Origin of the sequence: Cupriavidus necator (assembly GCF_040578825.1) — a bacterium.
GTDB classification, from domain to species: domain Bacteria; phylum Pseudomonadota; class Gammaproteobacteria; order Burkholderiales; family Burkholderiaceae; genus Cupriavidus; species Cupriavidus necator_E.
This window is the reverse complement of record NZ_JBEFLI010000004.1, coordinates 96,019-113,611: the sequence shown is the minus strand read 5'-3', so window position 1 is coordinate 113,611 and position 17,593 is coordinate 96,019. Positions and strand designations below refer to the sequence as shown.

16 protein-coding genes and 1 pseudogene are annotated in these 17,593 nt (G+C 65.5%); 4 read left to right on the top strand and 13 right to left on the bottom strand.

Going from position 1 to position 17,593, the window contains the following annotated elements:
• The first annotated feature begins 20 nt into the window (after positions 1-20).
• Both pdxR and AB1I47_RS04025 read left to right on the top strand, forming a co-directional pair.
• Complete coding sequence (gene pdxR, locus AB1I47_RS04030) at positions 21-1,616, top strand: MocR-like pyridoxine biosynthesis transcription factor PdxR (RefSeq protein ID WP_354682488.1); 1,596 nt, start codon at positions 21-23, stop codon at positions 1,614-1,616.
• Positions 1,617-1,754: 138 nt separating this feature from the next.
• On the top strand, positions 1,755-3,173 hold the full coding sequence (locus AB1I47_RS04025; protein WP_354682487.1) for an FAD-binding oxidoreductase: 1,419 nt from the start codon (positions 1,755-1,757) through the stop codon (positions 3,171-3,173).
• Positions 3,174-3,269: 96 nt separating this feature from the next.
• On the opposite strand, the gene AB1I47_RS04020 is transcribed toward AB1I47_RS04025, so the two are convergent.
• The 5 genes from AB1I47_RS04020 to gtdA form a co-directional block, all read right to left on the bottom strand.
• The gene (locus tag AB1I47_RS04020) at positions 3,270-4,610 is read right to left on the bottom strand and encodes an MFS transporter (protein ID WP_354682486.1); all 1,341 of its coding nucleotides are present in this window, start codon (positions 4,608-4,610) and stop codon (positions 3,270-3,272) included.
• 114 nt (positions 4,611-4,724) lie between these two features.
• On the bottom strand, positions 4,725-5,939 hold the full coding sequence (locus AB1I47_RS04015; RefSeq protein ID WP_354682485.1) for a 3-hydroxybenzoate 6-monooxygenase: 1,215 nt from the start codon (positions 5,937-5,939) through the stop codon (positions 4,725-4,727).
• A 27-nt stretch (positions 5,940-5,966) separates the two neighbouring features.
• Positions 5,967-6,608, bottom strand: a complete 642-nt coding sequence (gene maiA / locus AB1I47_RS04010) for a maleylacetoacetate isomerase (protein WP_354682484.1) — start codon at positions 6,606-6,608, stop codon at positions 5,967-5,969.
• 36 nt (positions 6,609-6,644) lie between these two features.
• Entirely contained in the window at positions 6,645-7,343 is a 699-nt protein-coding gene (locus AB1I47_RS04005; RefSeq protein ID WP_354682483.1) for a fumarylacetoacetate hydrolase family protein, read from the bottom strand.
• A 90-nt stretch (positions 7,344-7,433) separates the two neighbouring features.
• Positions 7,434-8,480 (bottom strand): gentisate 1,2-dioxygenase, encoded by a 1,047-nt coding sequence (gene gtdA / locus AB1I47_RS04000; RefSeq protein WP_354682482.1) that lies wholly within the window; start codon positions 8,478-8,480, stop codon positions 7,434-7,436.
• Positions 8,481-8,635: 155 nt separating this feature from the next.
• Here gtdA and AB1I47_RS03995 point away from each other — a divergent pair, with 155 nt between their 5' ends.
• Positions 8,636-9,574 (top strand): LysR family transcriptional regulator, encoded by a 939-nt coding sequence (locus AB1I47_RS03995; RefSeq protein ID WP_354682481.1) that lies wholly within the window; start codon positions 8,636-8,638, stop codon positions 9,572-9,574.
• 33 nt (positions 9,575-9,607) lie between these two features.
• Here the strand turns inward: AB1I47_RS03995 and AB1I47_RS03990 are convergent.
• From AB1I47_RS03990 to AB1I47_RS03975, 4 genes and pseudogenes are all read right to left on the bottom strand, one after another.
• Positions 9,608-9,811 (bottom strand): annotated as a pseudogene (locus AB1I47_RS03990) (GlxA family transcriptional regulator); the annotation flags it as partial.
• 63 nt (positions 9,812-9,874) lie between these two features.
• Positions 9,875-10,558, bottom strand: coding sequence for a serine hydrolase (locus AB1I47_RS03985; protein ID WP_407935794.1), 684 nt, complete (start codon positions 10,556-10,558; stop codon positions 9,875-9,877).
• Positions 10,559-10,745: 187 nt separating this feature from the next.
• Entirely contained in the window at positions 10,746-11,804 is a 1,059-nt protein-coding gene (locus AB1I47_RS03980; protein ID WP_354682480.1) for a nucleotidyl transferase AbiEii/AbiGii toxin family protein, read from the bottom strand.
• Positions 11,773-12,192, bottom strand: a complete 420-nt coding sequence (locus AB1I47_RS03975) for a DUF6088 family protein (RefSeq protein ID WP_354682479.1) — start codon at positions 12,190-12,192, stop codon at positions 11,773-11,775. Before AB1I47_RS03975 ends, AB1I47_RS03980 begins: the two co-directional genes overlap by 32 nt.
• Before the next feature lie 197 nt (positions 12,193-12,389).
• On the opposite strand from AB1I47_RS03975, the gene AB1I47_RS03970 reads away from it, so the two are divergent.
• Positions 12,390-13,304 (top strand): YihY/virulence factor BrkB family protein, encoded by a 915-nt coding sequence (locus AB1I47_RS03970; RefSeq protein WP_354682478.1) that lies wholly within the window; start codon positions 12,390-12,392, stop codon positions 13,302-13,304.
• Positions 13,305-13,319: 15 nt separating this feature from the next.
• Here the strand turns inward: AB1I47_RS03970 and AB1I47_RS03965 are convergent, their stop codons facing one another.
• Genes AB1I47_RS03965 through AB1I47_RS03950 form a run of 4 tightly spaced genes read right to left on the bottom strand, consistent with a single transcriptional unit; the run spans position 13,320 to position 17,543 of the window.
• Positions 13,320-14,267, bottom strand: coding sequence for a CobW family GTP-binding protein (locus tag AB1I47_RS03965; protein ID WP_354682477.1), 948 nt, complete (start codon positions 14,265-14,267; stop codon positions 13,320-13,322).
• Positions 14,264-15,919 carry an amidohydrolase gene (locus AB1I47_RS03960; RefSeq protein ID WP_354682476.1) on the bottom strand — a complete coding sequence of 552 codons (1,656 nt, stop codon included), beginning with the start codon at positions 15,917-15,919 and terminating at the stop codon, positions 14,264-14,266. Before AB1I47_RS03960 ends, AB1I47_RS03965 begins: the two co-directional genes overlap by 4 nt.
• Before the next feature lie 21 nt (positions 15,920-15,940).
• Positions 15,941-17,323: a sodium:solute symporter family protein gene (locus AB1I47_RS03955; RefSeq protein ID WP_354682475.1), complete on the bottom strand. Its 1,383-nt coding sequence runs from the start codon at positions 17,321-17,323 to the stop codon at positions 15,941-15,943.
• A 13-nt stretch (positions 17,324-17,336) separates the two neighbouring features.
• On the bottom strand, positions 17,337-17,543 hold the full coding sequence (locus AB1I47_RS03950) for a DUF3311 domain-containing protein (protein ID WP_354682474.1): 207 nt from the start codon (positions 17,541-17,543) through the stop codon (positions 17,337-17,339).
• Between the last annotated feature and the right edge of the window lie 50 nt (positions 17,544-17,593).

Sequence of the window (17,593 nt, the reverse complement as noted above, 5' to 3'; positions counted from 1 at the left end):
CGATATTTGCTGGAGCCATTTTGAAAGAAATGATTCTGTCCGAGCTGTTGCTGCAGCGGCTGGAGCGTCCGGCAGGGATGCAGGCGGAGCGTAACGGGACGCATATGAATCGCCAGCTCTATGAGCTGATTCGGCAGGAAATCCTTGCTGGCTCTATCACCGCAGGCGGCAAGCTGCCGGCATCGCGGATGCTCGCGACGGAGATAGGGGTTTCCCGCAATACCGTTTTGTACGCGTACGAACAGTTGCTGGCGGAAGGTTATGTCACGGCATCGACCGGACGTGGCACCTTTGTCTCGCAGACTTTTCCCGACCATCGTGCATTGCACCAGCCCGGTGCCCGGATTGGCACCACGTCTGTGCCCGCAGTGCAACAAAACGCAAACCGCTTTGATCTGTCGCGGCGCGGCATGCATCTGGTGTCCAACGCCGGCGCGTCGGATCGGCAGTGGGGCGCCTTCATGGCGGGCGTGCCCGATGTCTCGCTGTTCCCGCACGCGATCTGGGCACGGCTGCTGAACAAGCACTGGCGCAACCCCCGCCCGGAGTTGCTGACCTATGCCCACCACGGCGGCTATATGCCGCTGCGGCGCGTGCTGGCCGAGCACCTGCGGCTGGCGCGTTCGGTGCGTTGCGAGCCGGAGCAGATCATCCTGACCACCGGCATCCACCAGGCCATCGACCTGATCGCGCGCCTGCTGGCCGATCCGGGCGACAAGGCATGGATGGAAGACCCGGGCTACTGGGGCACGCGCAGCCTGCTGACCAATGCGGGCGTAGACGTGATCCCCGTGCCGGTGGACGACGAAGGCATTGCGCCGGATGCGGCGACGCTGCAGAACCCGCCCCGCTTTATCTTCGCCACGCCTTCGCACCAGTACCCCCTCGGCACGGTGATGAGCCTGACGCGCCGGCGCATGCTGCTGGAATACGCGCGCCAGCGGGGCGCCTGGATCGTGGAGGACGACTACGACAGCGAGTTCCGCTTCGAGGGCCGCCCGCTGGCTTCGCTGCAGGGCCTGGACGAGCACGACCGGGTCATCTACATGGGGACCTTCTCCAAGACGCTCTTTCCAGGGCTGCGCAAGGGCTTCATGGTGCTGCCCAAGCCGCTGGCGCCGCATTTCGCCACCGGCCTGTCGGAGTTGTTCCGTGAGGGCCAGCTGATGCAGCAGGCGGTGCTGGCGGACTTTATCGAGGAAGGCCACTACGCTACCCACCTGCGCCGCATGCGCCTGCGCTATGCGCAGCGGCAGGGCTTGCTGCGCGAGGCCATCGCCGCGCGCTTCGGTCAGGACTGGCCCACTTCCACGCACGAGGCCGGCCTTCATCTGGTGATGCACCTGCCGCCAGGTGCCGACGACCTCGGCATCAGCATGGCTGCGCGTACGCAAGGTCTGTCGGCGCGCCCGCTGTCGCGCTACTACTGCGACGAGGAACGGGCGCGACAGGGGTTGCTGCTGGGCTACGCTTGCGTGCCCGAGGACGACATCGACCCGGCCTTCCACAAGCTCGCCGAAGTCATCGAGCCGGCCATGGAGCACCTGGCCCGCACACGCCAGACGCCGCGCGAATCCAGCGCGCGCATCAACAGCGAAGCGTGGAGCGGTGCATGACGCAGGGATATCAACGTGGTGCCACCGCGCCGGCGCCGATTGGCTCTTATCACCGTGCGCGGCCTTGCCGTAGCATTCTCGGCTGCGCTTAAGCGCTCCCGCCGCTCCTCAGACTCCACGCAACCGGAAAGACCGCCGATGGCAATCCTGCAAGACCCCACCGCCCTGCTGGCCGAACTCGCCGGCGTTCTCGATGCTGCCGGCCTGCAGACCGGCGATGCCATCGAAACTCGCTTCCGCAAGGACTGGTACGCGCCGCTGGACCCGCACCCGCCGGTGGCGGTGGCGCGGCCACGCAGCACGGCGGAGGTATCGGCGGTGCTGGCCATCTGCAATCGCCATCGGCAGCCAGTGGTACCGCAGGGCGGCCTGACCGGCCTGGCTGGAGCGGCGACGCCCGCCAGCGGCGAACTGGTGCTGTCGCTCGAACGCATGCGCGGCGTGGAGGAAATCGACGCGCAGGCCGGCACCATCACCGTGCTGGCCGGCACCACGCTGCAGGCCGTGCAGGATGCCGCGCGCGCAGCGGACTGGCTCTTTCCGGTGGACCTGGGCGCACGCGGCAGCTGCCAGATCGGCGGCAATATCGCCACCAACGCCGGCGGCAATCGCGTGATCCGGTACGGCATGATGCGAGAACAGGTGCTGGGCCTCGAAGCGGTGCTTGCCGACGGCACCGTGGTCAGCGCGCTCAACAAGATGCAGAAGAACAACGCCGGCTACGACCTGCGCCAGCTCTTTATCGGCAGCGAAGGCACGCTGGGGGTGATTACGCGCGCCGTGCTGCGGCTCGCGCCGCTGCCGAGCTGCACGCAGACCGCCCTGTGCGCGCTGCGCAGCTACGACGATGTGGTGGCGCTGCTACGCCATGCGCAGCGCCGCCTGTCCGGCCGCGTATCGGCCTTCGAGGCGATGTGGGCCGATTTCTATGAACTGGTGACAACGCGCGTGCCTGGCGTGCGTGCCCCGCTGCCGGCCGGCTCGCCCTTCTATGTGCTGGTCGACCTGCAGGGCAATGATGCCGGCCAGGACGGCGCGGCTTTCGAATCCATGCTGGAAACGGCGATGGAAGCTGGCCTGATCACTGACGCCGCGCTGGCGTCCAGCGAGAAAGAAGCCGAGAGCTTCTGGAAGCTGCGTGACGCGGTCGCCGAGTTTCCGGTGATGTGGGCGCCCAATGCCGCCTATGACGTGAGCCTGCCGATCGGCCAGATCGGCGGCTTCGCCGACAGCCTGCGCGCAGCGGTGTTGGCGCGCTGGCGGCATGCCGAGCTGGTCAACTTCGGCCATGTGGGCGACAGCAACCTGCATGTCAGCGTGTACCTGCCTGGCACGTCGGCCGAGGATTTCCCCGAGCATGAGATCAGTGAGGTGCTCTACCCCAAGGTGCACGAGTTCGACGGCAGCATTTCCGCCGAGCATGGCATTGGCACGCACAAGAAGCCCTTTCTCGGGCATTCGCGAACGCCGCAGGCGCTGGCGTTGATGCGGCTGCTCAAGCGGTCGCTGGATCCGAACCTGATCCTGTGTCCAGGGCGGGTGATCGATGTGGATTGACCAACTTCACAGCACGCGCCACAAGCCTTTCCTTCTCCGATTGGGTGCTCCCTCACCCGCAAGCGGGAGAGGGGGCAAACCAGCGGCTGGGGTTAGTCAAACCGCCAACCTCTCCACCACCCTCTCCCGCCTCACCACCCCCAGCGAAAACATCGACATCGCAGCGATCAGCGCCGGCAAGCCGATCAACGCAAACAACGCCGGCATCCCCAGCCCCATCGACAGCATCGTCGCCCCGCCAACCGAGCCTACGACCGATCCCATGCGGCCGACGGCATTGGCCCAACTCACGCCAGTGGCACGGCAATCCGTCGGATAAAAGCTGGCGGACAGCGCATTGCCGCCCACTTGCGACCCGGAGATGCAAAACCCCGCAAAGAACACCGCAATCCCCGCAGCGATCGGTTCCGAAGCAAAGCTGCCCACCGCCGCAATACACACTGCCGCCAACGAATAGCTGGCCGTCAATACATAGTGCGGATTGATCCGATCCATCAGCCATCCCAGCACGATCGCACCCACGGTCCCGCCAATCTGGAACATCGTGGTTACCAGCGCCGCCGTGCGCAGCGACTGGCCGGTACTACGCAGCAACGTCGGCAGCCAGCTCGACAGCAGGTAGATCACCAGCAGGCTCATGAAGAACGTCAGCCAGAACAGCAGCGTGCCGCGCAGCAGTTCCGGCCGGAACAGGTGGCGCACTGGCGAGCTGCTGGTGCGCTGCTCGCCGACCGAGAAGGTGGCATCGCGCAGGTCCGCCTGTGGGGCAATGCGCTGCAGCGTAGCGACGATCCGCTCGCGCGACTTGCCGGTCAGCACCAGATAGCGTACCGACTCAGGCAGCAGCCACACCAGCAGAACGACCAGCGCCAGCGGCAGTACACCACCTACCACCAGCACGGAGCGCCAGCCAAACGCTTCGATCAGCCCGGCCGAAGCGAGCCCGCCCAAAGCCGAGCCCAGCGTGAAGCCGCAAAACATGGTCGTGACGAGGAACGAGCGGCGCTTGTCCGGGCAGAACTCTGACGTCAACGTGATCGCATTGGGCATCGCGCCACCCAGGCCGAGCCCCGTCAGGAAGCGCAGCAACACCAGCGTCCACAAATCATGCGACCAGGCGGATGCCAGGCTGGCCGCGCCGAAGAACAACACCGACAGCACCAGCACGCTCTTGCGGCCGAAGCGGTCGGCCAGCGGGCCGAACAGGAAAGCGCCGGCCATCAGGCCGCCCAGGCCCGCGCCGAACAGCGGCGCGAGCTGTGCCGGCGTCAGGTGCCATTCGGCGCGGATGGCCGGTGCGATAAAACCGATGGCCGCCGTATCGAAGCCATCGACGGCGACAATCAGGAAGCACAGTACGACGATGGTCACCTGGAACGCCGACAGCGGCTGGCGGTCGATGAACGCGGTGACGTTCAGGGGTTGGCTGGCAGGCATGGTGGTCTCCTCCTTGATGCCAGGATTAGGGGCGAGTCACGCCCGGCGGCTTCATGGGCCGCCGGATCGTTATCGGATTGACTGCGAAAGAAAAGGAAAGGCGCTGTCAGCAGGCTACAGCCATGGCGTCTGACTGAGGCACTTGTCGGCGCGCCAGCCATGCAGCCACTGCAGTGCGTCGTAGAACCGGGCTTGCGTGCGCCCGGTCCACAGGCTGTTGCGCACCTGGCGGTCCACACCCTTGGCGTGGTAGACGCGGCCCATGTCCCGCGCGGCGTAGAGCACGCGTGCGGTGCGCGGGATCCGTGCCTGCTCGTAAAGCTTGAACGCCGCTTCAAAATCGCCGCCCGCCACCTTCACCGCTTCGCCCAGCGTGACGGCGTCCTCCAGCGCCTGGCAGGCCCCCTGCGCCACGTACTGCGTCATCGGGTGCGCGGCATCGCCGAGGATGGTGGCACGGCCGAAGCTCCAGCGCTCGACCGGGTCGCGGTCGGCGGTGGCCCAGCGCTTCCATGAGGTGGGGCGGTCCAGCATCTGGTGCGGCAACGGGTGGATGCCTTCGAAGTAAGACAGCACCTCTTCCTTGCTGCCGTCGCGCACGCCCCACGTTTCCTGCTCGCGGCTGTGAAAGGTCACCACCAGGTTGTACTGCTGGCCGCCGCGCAGCGGGTAGTGCACGAGGTGGCAGTTCGGACCGGCCCACACCACCGGCGCATTGACCTGCAGGTCTGGCGGCATGTTGGCAACGTCGACCACGGCGCGATAGACCACGTGGCCGGTCACGCGCGGCTCGTCGCCGATCAGCGCCTGGCGGATGGCGGACTTGACGCCGTCGCAGCCGATCACCGCGTCACCGCGGTGGGGCTCGCCGTGCTGGTCGATCACCGTAACGCCGCTGTCGTCCTGCAATAGCTGCCCGACGCGCGTGCTGGTGCGGAAGGCGATCAACGGGTGGTCCTGCACGGCCTCCAGGATCGACAGGTGGATATCGGCGCGATGGATCACCGCATACGGGTTGCCGAAGCGCTCGCGATACGCCTGCCCTACGTTGACCTCGGCAATCACGCGCGTGTCGATCGCATCGCGCAGGCTGAGGTAGTCGGTAAAGACCGCACGGCTGCGCGCAGCCTCGCCCACGCCAAGCGCGTCGAGCGCGGCAAAGGCGTTGGCGGCAAGCTGGATGCCGGCGCCGATCTCGCCGATCTGTTCGGCCTGCTCCAGCAGTTCGATGCGGATGCCCTGGCGTGCCAGCGCCAGCGCCGCGGCCAGGCCACCGATGCCGCCGCCGATGATCAGGACCTTGCCGGTCGCGTTGTTGGTTCTGCTCATTCCTTGTCTCCTGGCCTGCGCGATGCGTCAGGCGGTGTAGTCGGGCTGGCGCACAGGCGCGGCCCGGGCAAAGGCCGGGTGCGCACTGGCATAGGCATAGACGGCCATCGCGCGTGCATAGCGGTCAAGGTCGCAGCCCATGCGCAGCGCATTGGCGACCTGCGGCACCAGTGTGACGTCGGCAAGCGTCGGCGCATCGCCAAAGCACCACTTGCCATGACCGTGCAGCGCCAGCAGACGCTCCACGCCGGCCATGCCTTCATCGATCCAGTGCCGATACCAGGCATCCTTCTGTTCCGGCGTGACCTTCAGCACGTCCTGCAGGTAGCGCAGCACGCGCAGGTTGTTGACCGGATGGATATCGCAGCCGATCAGCGTCGACAGCTCCAGCACACGCGCGCGCTGCTCCGGGTGTTGCGGGATCAGCCGCGGCTCGGGATGGTGCGCGTCCAGATAGTCGATGATCGCGAACGACTGGCCTAGCGCGAAATTTTCATCCACCAGCGCCGGCACGGAGGCGGACGGGTTGATGCCGTCGACGTACTCCGGCTCGCGGTGCTGGCCGGTGCGGATATTGACCGGCAGGTAGTCGTAGGGCAGGCCTTTCAGCGCCAGCGCGATGCGCACGCGGTAGGACGTCGAGCTGTTGAAGAAACTATAGAGCTGCATGGTCGGTAATGCCTGTTTGCTGCAATCGATTCGCGCTCAGACCACGCGAACGGTCAGCTCGCCCAGTCCATCGACGCCGGTGACCATGGTGTCGCCAGCCTTGACCGCGCCTACCCCTTCCGGCGTGCCGGTGAAGATCACATCGCCCGGCTCCAGGCGAAAGAACTGCGACAGGTAGGCCACCGTCTCAGCCACCGACCAGATCAGGTGCGACACGTCGCTACGCTGCTTCGTTTCGCCATTGACCGTCAGCCAGATACCGGCCTGCTGCGGGTGGCCGATGTCGCTGGCGCGATGGATCGGCGCCACCGGGGCCGAGGCATCGAAGGCCTTGCCGATTTCCCACGGACGGCCCATCTCGCGCATTTTCATCTGCAGGTCGCGCCGGGTCATGTCGAGGCCGGCGGCATAGCCCCAGACGTGTTCGAGCGCCTGTTCGACGGGGATATCCGAACCGGCCTTGCCGATCACCGCCACCAGCTCGGCCTCGTAGTGATAGTTCTGCGTCTGCGCGGGATACGGCAGCTCCAGCGTGGTGCCCGCCTGCACCGGTACGATCGCATCGGCGGGCTTGCAGAAGAAGAACGGCGGCTCGCGGTCCGGGTCGAAGCCCATCTCGCGGGCATGGGCGGCGTAGTTGCGGCCCACGCAGTAGACGCGGCGCACGGCGAACTGGTCGTCGCTGCCGGCAACGGGGATGGCGACGGTGGCGGGAGGCGTGAAAACGTAGGACATGGTCTTGGTTTCAGAAAGTCAGGTGAGCGAGGGCCGCGGCGGCGCCCGCAGGCAACCGTCGCAAGCGAATCAGGTCAGGCTTGCGGCCATTCAGGTGCGCGATTCGCGCAACAGGTTCAGCGCGGACAACACCGGCCGGTCTGAATAGCTGAACAGCACCGCATCGTCCAGCGCGCCGAGCTGCACCGGTGCCCACGACGGGGCAACAAAGACATCGCGCGGCTCGAACTGGAACTGTGCATCGCCGATGCGCACCGTGCCGCGCCCTTCCACCACGCTGTACACGGTGGCGTCGGTGCTGCGATACGTCTTGCCCTGGAAGCCCGCCGGCAGGTACTGCATGAAGGTGGCGATGGTCGGCATCGGCCAGCCACCAGTGGCTGGGTTGACGTAGCGCAGCTTGACGCCGTCCCACGGATCGAGCTCGCCATTGCGGTAAAGCTGGTCCAGCGCCTCGCGCGAGCGCTCGTACGGGTAGCTGAAAATCGGCGAGGTGGGATCCGTCACGCGGTGCCGCACCGGCACCATGTTGTGGCCAAAGCGCGCAAAGCTGTCGCCTTCGGCGCGGGTCACAGGCTGCTGGGCTTGCGGGTAGTTCTCGGCAAACCCGGCGTCGAACTGCTGCACCAGCGGGATATCCAGGCCATCGAGCCACACTACCGGCTCGCCACCATCCTCCACGGTGGGATTGCCGTGGTCATGCCAGGCCCACGACGGCGTGATGATGAAATCGCCGGGATGCATGGTGGTGCGCTCGCCGTTCACGGCAGTCCAGGCGCCCTTGCCTTCCACGATAAAGCGCAGCGCGGACTGGGTATGGCGATGGCTGGGTGCGATCTCGCCCGGCAGGATCAGTTGCAGGCCGGCGTAGAGCGTGGAGGTGATGCTCGACTTGCCGGGAATGCCGGGATTCTCCAGCACCAGCACGCGGCGCACCGCTTCCTCGGCACTGATGACGCTGCCCGCCTGCATCACCAGCGGGCGGATCTGTGCGTATTTCCAGATGGCGGGAACGATCTGCGGCCGCGGTTGCGGCGGCACCAGGGCATGCAGCGACTCCCACAGCGGGGTCATATGGCTGCGGCCGATTTCTTCGTAGTAGGCCACGCGGGCCGGATCTGGGGTGTGTTCGGACATGCTGTCTCCGTAACTTGAGCGGGTGCTTTAGGGAGCGCTCTTTGCGGGTGCCTGTGTCAATGCGCACCGTCTTGTTGTCGTTATACGCCGCACCCTATAAGATTTGAAATGAAGCTTTCATCTTATCGATACGATTTTTTATATAGGTCGTCACCATGGACTGGACCCAGAGATTGCGGCTACGCAACCTGCAGATGCTGCTGAGCCTGGCCGAGACCGGCAATATGAGCCAGTCGGCGGCCATGCTGAATACGACCCAGCCGGGTCTCTCCAAATGGCTGAAGGACCTGGAGGACGATATCGGCCTGCCACTGTTCGAGCGGCAGGCGCGGGGCCTGCGGCCCACACCCTATGGCGAATCGCTGATCGGGCATGCCCGCCGGATCGAGGCCCAGCTCGACGCCGCGCGCGACGACCTGCAGGCGATGCGCGAAGGGGGCAGCGGGCTGGTGGTGGTGGGCACATCGGGGGCCTCGGCGGCCGACACCGTGCCGCTGGCCGCGCTGCAGTTGCTGCAGCAGATGCCGCGCGCCAGCATGCGGCTGGTGGAAACCACCATGGACCGGCTGATGAGCCAGCTTGCGCGCAGCGAACTCGATATCGTGGTGGGCCGCTCAGCGCCCGAGCTGCAGGACGCGCATATGCGCACCGAATCGCTCTACATGGAGCCGATCCACTTTGTCGCGCGGCCGCGCCATCCGCTGCTGCAGGGCGGGCGCATCGGCTGGGACGACCTGTACCGCTACCGCTGGGTGGTATGGCCGCGCGGCACGCCGATCCGCAATGCGCTGGAAGGCGCGCTGGCCAGCGCTGAACGTGCGCTGCCTGCCGACTGCGTGGAAAGCAATTCCACGGTTCTGAATCTGACGCTGTTCAACAACAGCGACATGATCGGCCTGGCCTCGCACCGTACCGCGCGCCGGCTGGAAGAGCTGGGCGCGCTGCGCATCGTGCCGCTGCGGCTGGCGGGTTTCGGCTCGGTGTCGATGTACTGGCGCGAGGATGGGGTGTCGCGCGCTGCGGTCGCGGCGATGCTGGACTGCCTGCGCAGGGCGGCCGGCGCGACACAGGTTGGCGTGGGGAGTCTTGCGTAGCGTGGCCCGGCTGGCCCGCATGGTGCGCAACAGTCAGCCATCGATTTGCGCTGGCACCGCATTGCCAAACTGCTTGCGATAGGCGGATGGCGAGACCGAAAAAGTCTGCGTGAAGTGCTGCCGCAACGATACCGCCGAGCCAAAGCCAACCAGCTCACGGTTGGCCACCTCCGCGCCATGGTCGCGGCGCACCAGGTGCAGGCAGCAATCCAGCGCGGCGGCTGTCCCGGCCGAAGTCGCGCCCTGGCGGCGCGCCTGAAAGTCGATTTGGAGAGATTTGCCGCGCGCTGCCGGCGAGGATCAGCGGCTGACCGCGCGACGGATCGCGAGCGCCGCGGCCACCATGGCCTCGGCGGTTTCCAGCGCGCGCGCCGGATCGTCGCGCTGCTGCACCGTGGCCTCGCCGAACGGGTTGCCTGCCAGTTCAGGCACGTACTGCGCCAGCCGCGCTTGCGGATCGAGCTTGCCCTCCTCGATCAGCATCGCGGCCAGCAGCCCGGTCACGGACTTGGTCATCGAAGCCCAGATATGCGGCTGGTAAGGACCAAAGCCTGCAAGGTAGCGCTCATACACAACCTTGCCCTGGTGCAGCACGATGAAACCGTCGGTATGCGTGTCGCGCAAGTAGTCCGCCAGCCGGATGGTATTACCCGCAACTGCGAACGTTGTGCCATCGAGCCCGGTTCTCTGCTCTCCTGCCAGTGCCAACGGCTGGCTCGCATGGCGGATACCGGAGGTAGGCGACATCTCGCGCGCATGCCGGAACGCCCAGCGCATGTATGGCGGGCGCAGGCCACTGCCGCGGCTCACTTGCTTGTCCGGTGGCGGCGGGAAACCTTGCATGACGCCATCCTCGGCAACGGCCGATGACTGCCCGCCCTGCTGCGCCAGTGATCCGCCTGCCGGCATCAGCAGCAGCGCTGCTGCCAGCCAGGCGCAGCCGCGCACGAATCCCGTCCTGGGCGATGGCAAAGATGCTCGCATGCTGTCTCCTCTTTTTTATCGAGCTGGTGCACGCCCGGTGCGCCGCCTCGTTTTGATGGAATGCAAGCCCGCGTGGTGCAGGCCGCGGGCGCCATCTTGAAGCACGCGGGCCACGACCACAACGATCTACTGGGAATAGCGCCATAACCTTGTGGAATGGCTGGCGGTGGGACGGGACGTGCTCTGGCTAGTGGAGAAGGCGCTCGAGCAAGCGCCTTGCCATTGCATGGAAGGCGGTGAAGCAGGTGTGGAAATCCGGCTTTTCGGTGGCGAAGACAAGGGGCGTCAATTGCTGCGCGAAATCGTCGCGCAGCGCCCGGTCGGTGGCCGCGCCCTTCAGCGCGCGAGACAGCACGCCATGGGGGTCGCGATCAAATTCAGGATGCTGGCCGCGGAACGCGAGCCTGTCTTTATTGACCACGGCCGGAAAAACTTGAAGAGCACCGTCCATCGCAACAGGTCTGCTTGTCGCAATGCGCCATACGTCGTAGACGTGTCGAACCAGCGTCGGATCGAGTGGGCCGCGCTGGTGTCCGTCCCACTTCCATGCGCAGCGCCGCAGCAGCGAGAGCACCTTCTCCGCCAGCGTCTCGGCAACCGATATGCAGGCCATCGAGAAGCGTAACGGGTCCTTGCGGGAGACGAACTGGTCGAGCATGTAGCCCATTTCGAGCTTTTCCATGCCCAGCTCCAGCGACCGATGTATCAGTTCCAGCTTTAGCTGGGGCCGCAGGACGCCAGAGAGATCACGGAAGCGGGAATCGTATGAGACCATCAGGCAGTAGTAGCGCCGACTGTCCCGCGTAATGGGATTGTCCATTTGTTCCAGCTTCACATTTCCGAAGCCGAGGCCTGTCAGGCAAGCTTCCACCGCCCGGTGGAGGTCACCCAGCCGTGCGCGATCAGACTGCCCCTTGGGCAGGACATAGCCGTCGGGGACGGCTTCGAGCATGACCTTGATATCGATGTCCTCCGACATCCGCTCGATGATGCGGTGAGCTTTCGATAGGCATGTGCCCCCTGCAAAGACAAGCTGCGTGGATAGTTCTATCCGCGCTGGGCGGGGATCGCCCTTGCTCCGGTTGCGGTGGCAGGCGATGTGCGACAGCCTGATGTTGGCCAGTGCATGCAACGCGTCGGTGATGTGTTGATCCTTCTCGGCAACGGCAGGATGCAGATCGCCAAGAATTCCCACATCGTGGGCGTGGAAAATGTCAGAGCTGACCGCGTCCGAGATGCTTCTCATAGACGACCGAACGGCTGCCCACAGTGACCTTCCTGGAAATACGCCGGCGACCCGTATTGGCTATGTTGGTCGGCGGCACCTGCGTACTTCTGCCGCTGTTGTACTCCGCCACGAGCCGGCTCGGCATGAGCTCGATCCCCAGCTTGCGGAAGAGCTCGGCCCCGATGTCCTCCAGCGTTCCGTCGGGCATCGGTTGCCCCGTGAACTTGTTGATGCGGGTCTTGGCAAACGCGCCCTTGCTGACGCGGATCAACTTGCCTTTGTCGATCAGGCGGGACAGCACCCGTCCCACCTGCGCCGTGCTTCCCATATTGGCGAAGTCGGAACGCAGCACAACCGCGCCCTGGCGCTGGGCGATAGATCGAGAGATGCGATCTTCAAGTTTCATAGAAAGCACCGAAAATTTAGTTATGACGAAGTCACTCTATCACAGATTTCTCGGTAACCCATTGATACAAAAAGTAATTCTTTTTCAGAATCTGCTCATTAACGATCAGTTTTTGTATGCCGAGAAAGGCACGCAAGTTATCAACGCACTACCCAATTCCTCCGACCCCGCATAATGTCGAAACGTGCTCCTCTCGGATGTCCGCCATGCAGCCTCCCGACGCCCGCGTCCCAGACCTGCTCCGCCATCCGGGGCGCTTTGCCTGGCATACGCTGAGGCAATTCCGCGCCAATCAGGGCCTGTTGCTGGCGGGGGCGGTGGCCTATTACGCGCTGCTGTCGATCGTGCCGCTGCTGATCCTGATGGTGATCGCGCTGTCGCATGTGGTCGCCCCAGACCTGCTGCTATCGACGCTGGCGCACTACCTGGAGTGGGTCGTGCCGGGCCAGTCGCGCGCGCTGACCAGCGAGCTTGCCGGCTTCCTGCGCAACCGGGGCACCGTCGGCTGGGTGCTGCTGGGCACCATGCTGTTCTTCAGTTCGCTGGCATTCACGGTACTGGAGAACGCGATGTCGGTGATCTTCGTGCATCGCGTGGCGATCCGCCGGCGGCATTTCCTGGTGTCGGCGGTGCTGCCTTACTGCTACATCGTCGTGCTGAGCGTGGGCTTGCTGCTGGTCAGCGTGGTCGCCGGTGCGCTGCTCGCGATTGGGGAACGGCATGTGGCCGTGCTGGGGCATGACTGGTCGCTGGACCGGCTGTCGACCACGCTGCTCTACCTGCTTGGGTTTCTCGGCGAGGTCCTGATGCTGACGTCGATCTACATGGTGATGCCGGTGGGCCGGCTGTCGTTGCGGCATGCGCTGTCCGGCGCGGTGATTGCGGCGGTGCTATGGGAGATTTCCCGCCATGTGCTGGTGTGGTACTTCAGCACGCTGTCACAGGTGGGACGGGTCTACGGGTCGCTGACCACTGCGATCGTGGTGTTGCTGAGCCTGGAAATTGCGGCGACGTTGCTGTTAATGGGCGCGCAGGTGATTGCGGAGTTCGAGCGCAGTGGCTGGGAAGGACAGGGTGCGAAGCCGGCGGCTCCGGAAGAATTCCATACCTGAACCAGCCGCGGCTTCTCAGGCCAGCGCCAGGTCCAGGCAGGCACGCAGGCGCTCTTCATCGGCGGCATCGAAGGCGCCGATAAAGACCAGGGCTGATTCCCTGCTCTCCCCCCGCGCTATCGGGCTCAGCCGCATGCGGCCGGCAACGACGTGTACCTCATGCCAGCGCGGATCGGCAGCAAGCCTGACGATGCCCTTGGCGCGCAACAGCCGCACGGGCGGCGTTGTCAGCGCCTGTCGCAGCCGGGCCTTGTCGAAGCCGCGGTGTGTCCGGTAGCAGACGCTGCGGATTCCCGCATGTACTGCTTCAGCCGCTCGCTGCCAGCCTCCGCCGGCCCGCAGCATCGCGTCACCCTGCGGCTCCGGCAAAGCCGCATCGACAAAGACCGACAGCGGCACCTCCCCTTCCCAGGCAGCCAATACCGTCGCCCGCGCTGCGATGCTGGCGACTGTCTGCGCGGCGCACGCGACCTGCGCCGCATCACCCAGATCAGCCTTGGTCAACGCCACCACCGAAGCGCCGGCAATCTGCCGCCGCACCATCTCGCCTACCAGCGGATCGCGCAGGCTGCTCTCCACGCCCGTCACATCGACCGCCACCACCACCGCATTGAGCCGGAATGCCGGATCGAGCAAGCCGACCTGCGCGATGCGCTGGGGATCGGACACGCCGCTGGCCTCGATCACCAGCAGCTCCGGCCTCTGCCCGCGCGCCGCGACGGCCATCAGCGCCTCGGCCAGCCGAGCGCCGATCGAGCAGCAGATGCAGCCGTTCTCCAACTGGATCACGTCGTCGCTACGCGCGCGGATCAGCGCGGCGTCGAGATTGATCTCGCCGAAGTCATTGACCAGCACCGCGATGCGCCGCCCCTGCGCATTGGCCAGCAAGCGGTTGAGCAGCGTAGTCTTGCCGGCGCCGAGGTAGCCACCGACCACCACCATCGGAATCGGCGGCGCACTCATCGCGCCGGCGCCGCGAACACCCGCCCGCCCAATACCGTGCCCCATACGCGGATGTCCTTCAGACGCTCCGGTTCCACGACTGTGGGATCGTCCTCCAGCACCGCGAAGTCGGCCAGCTTGCCAGGCGCGATGCTGCCGATGCGGTGGTCGAGCCCCAGCGTATAGGCGGCGCCCAACGTGATCGCATACAGCGCGTCCGCGACGGTCAGACGCTCGGCCTCGCCCAGCACGCGGCCGGATGCGGTCTGCCGCTGCACCGCGCACCATGCCGTGAACAGCGGGTTCAGCGGCGTGATCGGCGCATCGGAGTGGATCGCGAACGGGATGCCCAGCCGCCGTGCGCTGCCCGCCGGGTTCATGCGTGCAGCACGCGCAGGCCCGACGGTCTGTTCGGCATGCGCATCGCCCCAGTAGTACAGATGGTTGGAAAAGAAGTTGATGCATAACCCGAGCCGTGCGGCGCGTGCCAGTTGCACCCCGTCGGCGAGTTGGCAGTGCTGCAGCGTATGGCGATGATCCGCCCGCGGATGACGCAACAGCAGTACTTCCAGCACATCGAGCACCACCTCGGTCGCCTCGTCGCCATTGGTGTGGATATGCAGCGGCAGGCCGGCGAGGTGAAACGGCGTGAACACCTCCAGCAACTGCTCAGGCGGAATCAGCCACAGGCCGTTGGGCTGGCCACCTGCATAACCCGGCGCGCGCAGGCGCGCGGTAAAGCCCTGGATCGAGCCGTCGACAATGAACTTGACCGGACCGAAGTGGAGTTTGTCGGAACCCGCTGCGGCCGCGTCTCGCACACGTCCTGGCCCGCCTTGCGCATCGCGCTGCGGCGCGAACGCCGGCACGATCCGCAGCGGGAAGTCCGGATCCGCCGTCACGGCGCGCAGCGTTTCGAGTCCCTTGGGCGACAGGTCGTTGACGAGATCGGTCGCCGTGGTCACACCGGCCAGCTGCGCCACGCGGCCGAAGCGGCGTACCGCCTCCGGATCTTCGGCGGCGGCGAGAGAAAGCCCGCGGCCGATCACGCGCTGCACCGGGAACATCGCCGCGAACTCCTGCAGCTCTCCGGTCGGCTTGCCGTCCGCGCCCTTGTGCACGCCATCGATATCGGTGTCCTCGTCGATGCCGGCCAGCGCCAGCATCGCTGTATTCACGTTCATCAGATGAACGCTGGCATGCATCACCACGATGGGCCGCATCACCGAGACACGATCCAGCTCGCGCACCGACAAGCGCGCGGTACCGAAGTAGATCGGATCGAAGCCCCACGCCAGCAGCGGCACGTTGGTGTCCTGCATCCGGCTGGCAGCGGTGGCGAGCCGGTCAATCACCTGCTCCAGCGTGCGCAACCCGCGCCACAGCCTGCCGTCCGGATCGCGCCGGTCGAAATAGCCGACGTAGACCGCATCCCACATCGCGCCTTCCATCAGATGGCAGTGACCTTCCACCAGGCCGGGCATCAGCACCTTGTCGCGGAAGGTGTCGACGTGCACCGCATCCGGCCACCGTGCCATATCGGAGGAACCACCGACTGCCAGGATCTCGCCACCGCGCACCGCGACATGCGTCGCCTCCGGTTGCGCGGCTTCCATCGTAAGGATCTTGCGCGCCACGAATACCTGCGTGCGCGCCGTGTGTTGAGCGGTCATTGCTTGTCTTGAGAATGGTGATCAGGCCGGCTGCACGCGGGACAGACGCGGCGCGTAGTTCACGATCGCCGTCACCAGCAGGTTGGCGCCAAGGCTGATCAGCCCGAGGTTGATGCCGCCGAAATCGGCCTGCTGCACATAGAGCGCGATGGCCAGCACCTGTCCGCTGACGATGCCGAGCGCAATCGCCACCGGGCGCACCTTCAGCGAAAACAGGATCACCATCACGCCCGGAAAGAACTGCGTCACGCCGTAGTAAGTGGTGTTGATCAATGTCAGCATCAGGTTTGGCGTGGCCAGCGTCATCGCAATCGACAGCACCAGGTAGATCACGATCACCACCTTGGCGCCCTGCTTCTGGCGCGCCTCGGGCATGCCGGGCAGCAGGTTGCGCGTGACGATGGGGCCGATCGCCAGGCAGATGCCGGCCAAGACCAGCAACCCCGACAGCGCCGCGCCCGCCGCCACCAGCCCGAGCAGCCACCCTGGCAGCAACCGCACCGCCGCCGCAAAGAAGGCCTCGTTGGGCGAGGCAAGTTCCAGGTTCTGGCTGATCGCGTAGTACGACGCCAGCACCAGGAACGGATACATCAGCATGTACAGCGGCATCGCCACCTGCGTGCGGCGGATGGTGTTGGCGCTCCTGGCGGTAAAGAAGTTCTGCACCGCGAACGGCATCACATAGAAGCCCAGCGCCTGGAACAGCATGGTGCTCATCGAAAAGCGCAACTGGGTGTCGCTCATCTGGTTGCTCACCTGCACGCTGGCGGCGTGGAACACATCGCCGACGCCCGCCTGCCACCCCACCGCGACACCGGTCGCAACGATTGCCACCACCATCAGGATGTCCTTCAGGATGGCGATATAAGCCGACGCGCGCACCCCGGAGATGGCGATATAGGTAAAGGCGAGCACCGCGGAAATCATCACCAGGTACACGGGCCTGAACTCCCAGCCCAGCCCTTTGAGCGCTGCCACCAGCCCGGTGAACTGCAACTGGCCCCACGGCAGCAGGAACAGGATGGCCGAGCCCGCGACGATCAGCTCCAGCGCGCGGCTGCCGTAGTGGCCCTTGAACAGGTCGGGCAGCGTGATCGCGTTGTAGCGCGCGCCGGCCTGCCAGATCTTCGGACCGAGAAAATACCCGAGCGGATACGCCAGCAGGATGTAGCCGAGAAACCAGACACCATAGGTGGGCCCCTTGGCGTAGATGCCGCCGGGAAAGCCCACCATGGTGCCGATGCTGTAGATCTCGCCCGCCGCCAGGAAGAACACCAGGTAGGCGCCGAACTGCCGCGAGGCCACGAAGAAGTCATGCACGCTCTGCGCGCCGTGGCCCTTCTTCGAACGGATCGCCAGATAGAGCGAGAAGACGATAAAGCCAAGGAATACCGCTGTGGTCATGGCCGCTCTCCCTTCAGGCTTCATGCGCCGGTTCGGCGGCGTGGCGGTCGAACAGCAGCCAGCACGCCAGCATGCAGCCGGAGGTCAGCACGAACCACGCAAAGATCCAGGCATAGATAAAGGGCACGCCGAGCACGAAGCGCTCGACGGTCGCCACCCAGGGCAGCAGCCCGATGACGCCGATATACGGCAGGCCAAGGCCGATCAACAGCTTGAGCATGATGTCTCTCTCCGATTGCCGATGGAAGATGGGTGGCGGACGCCGTGTGT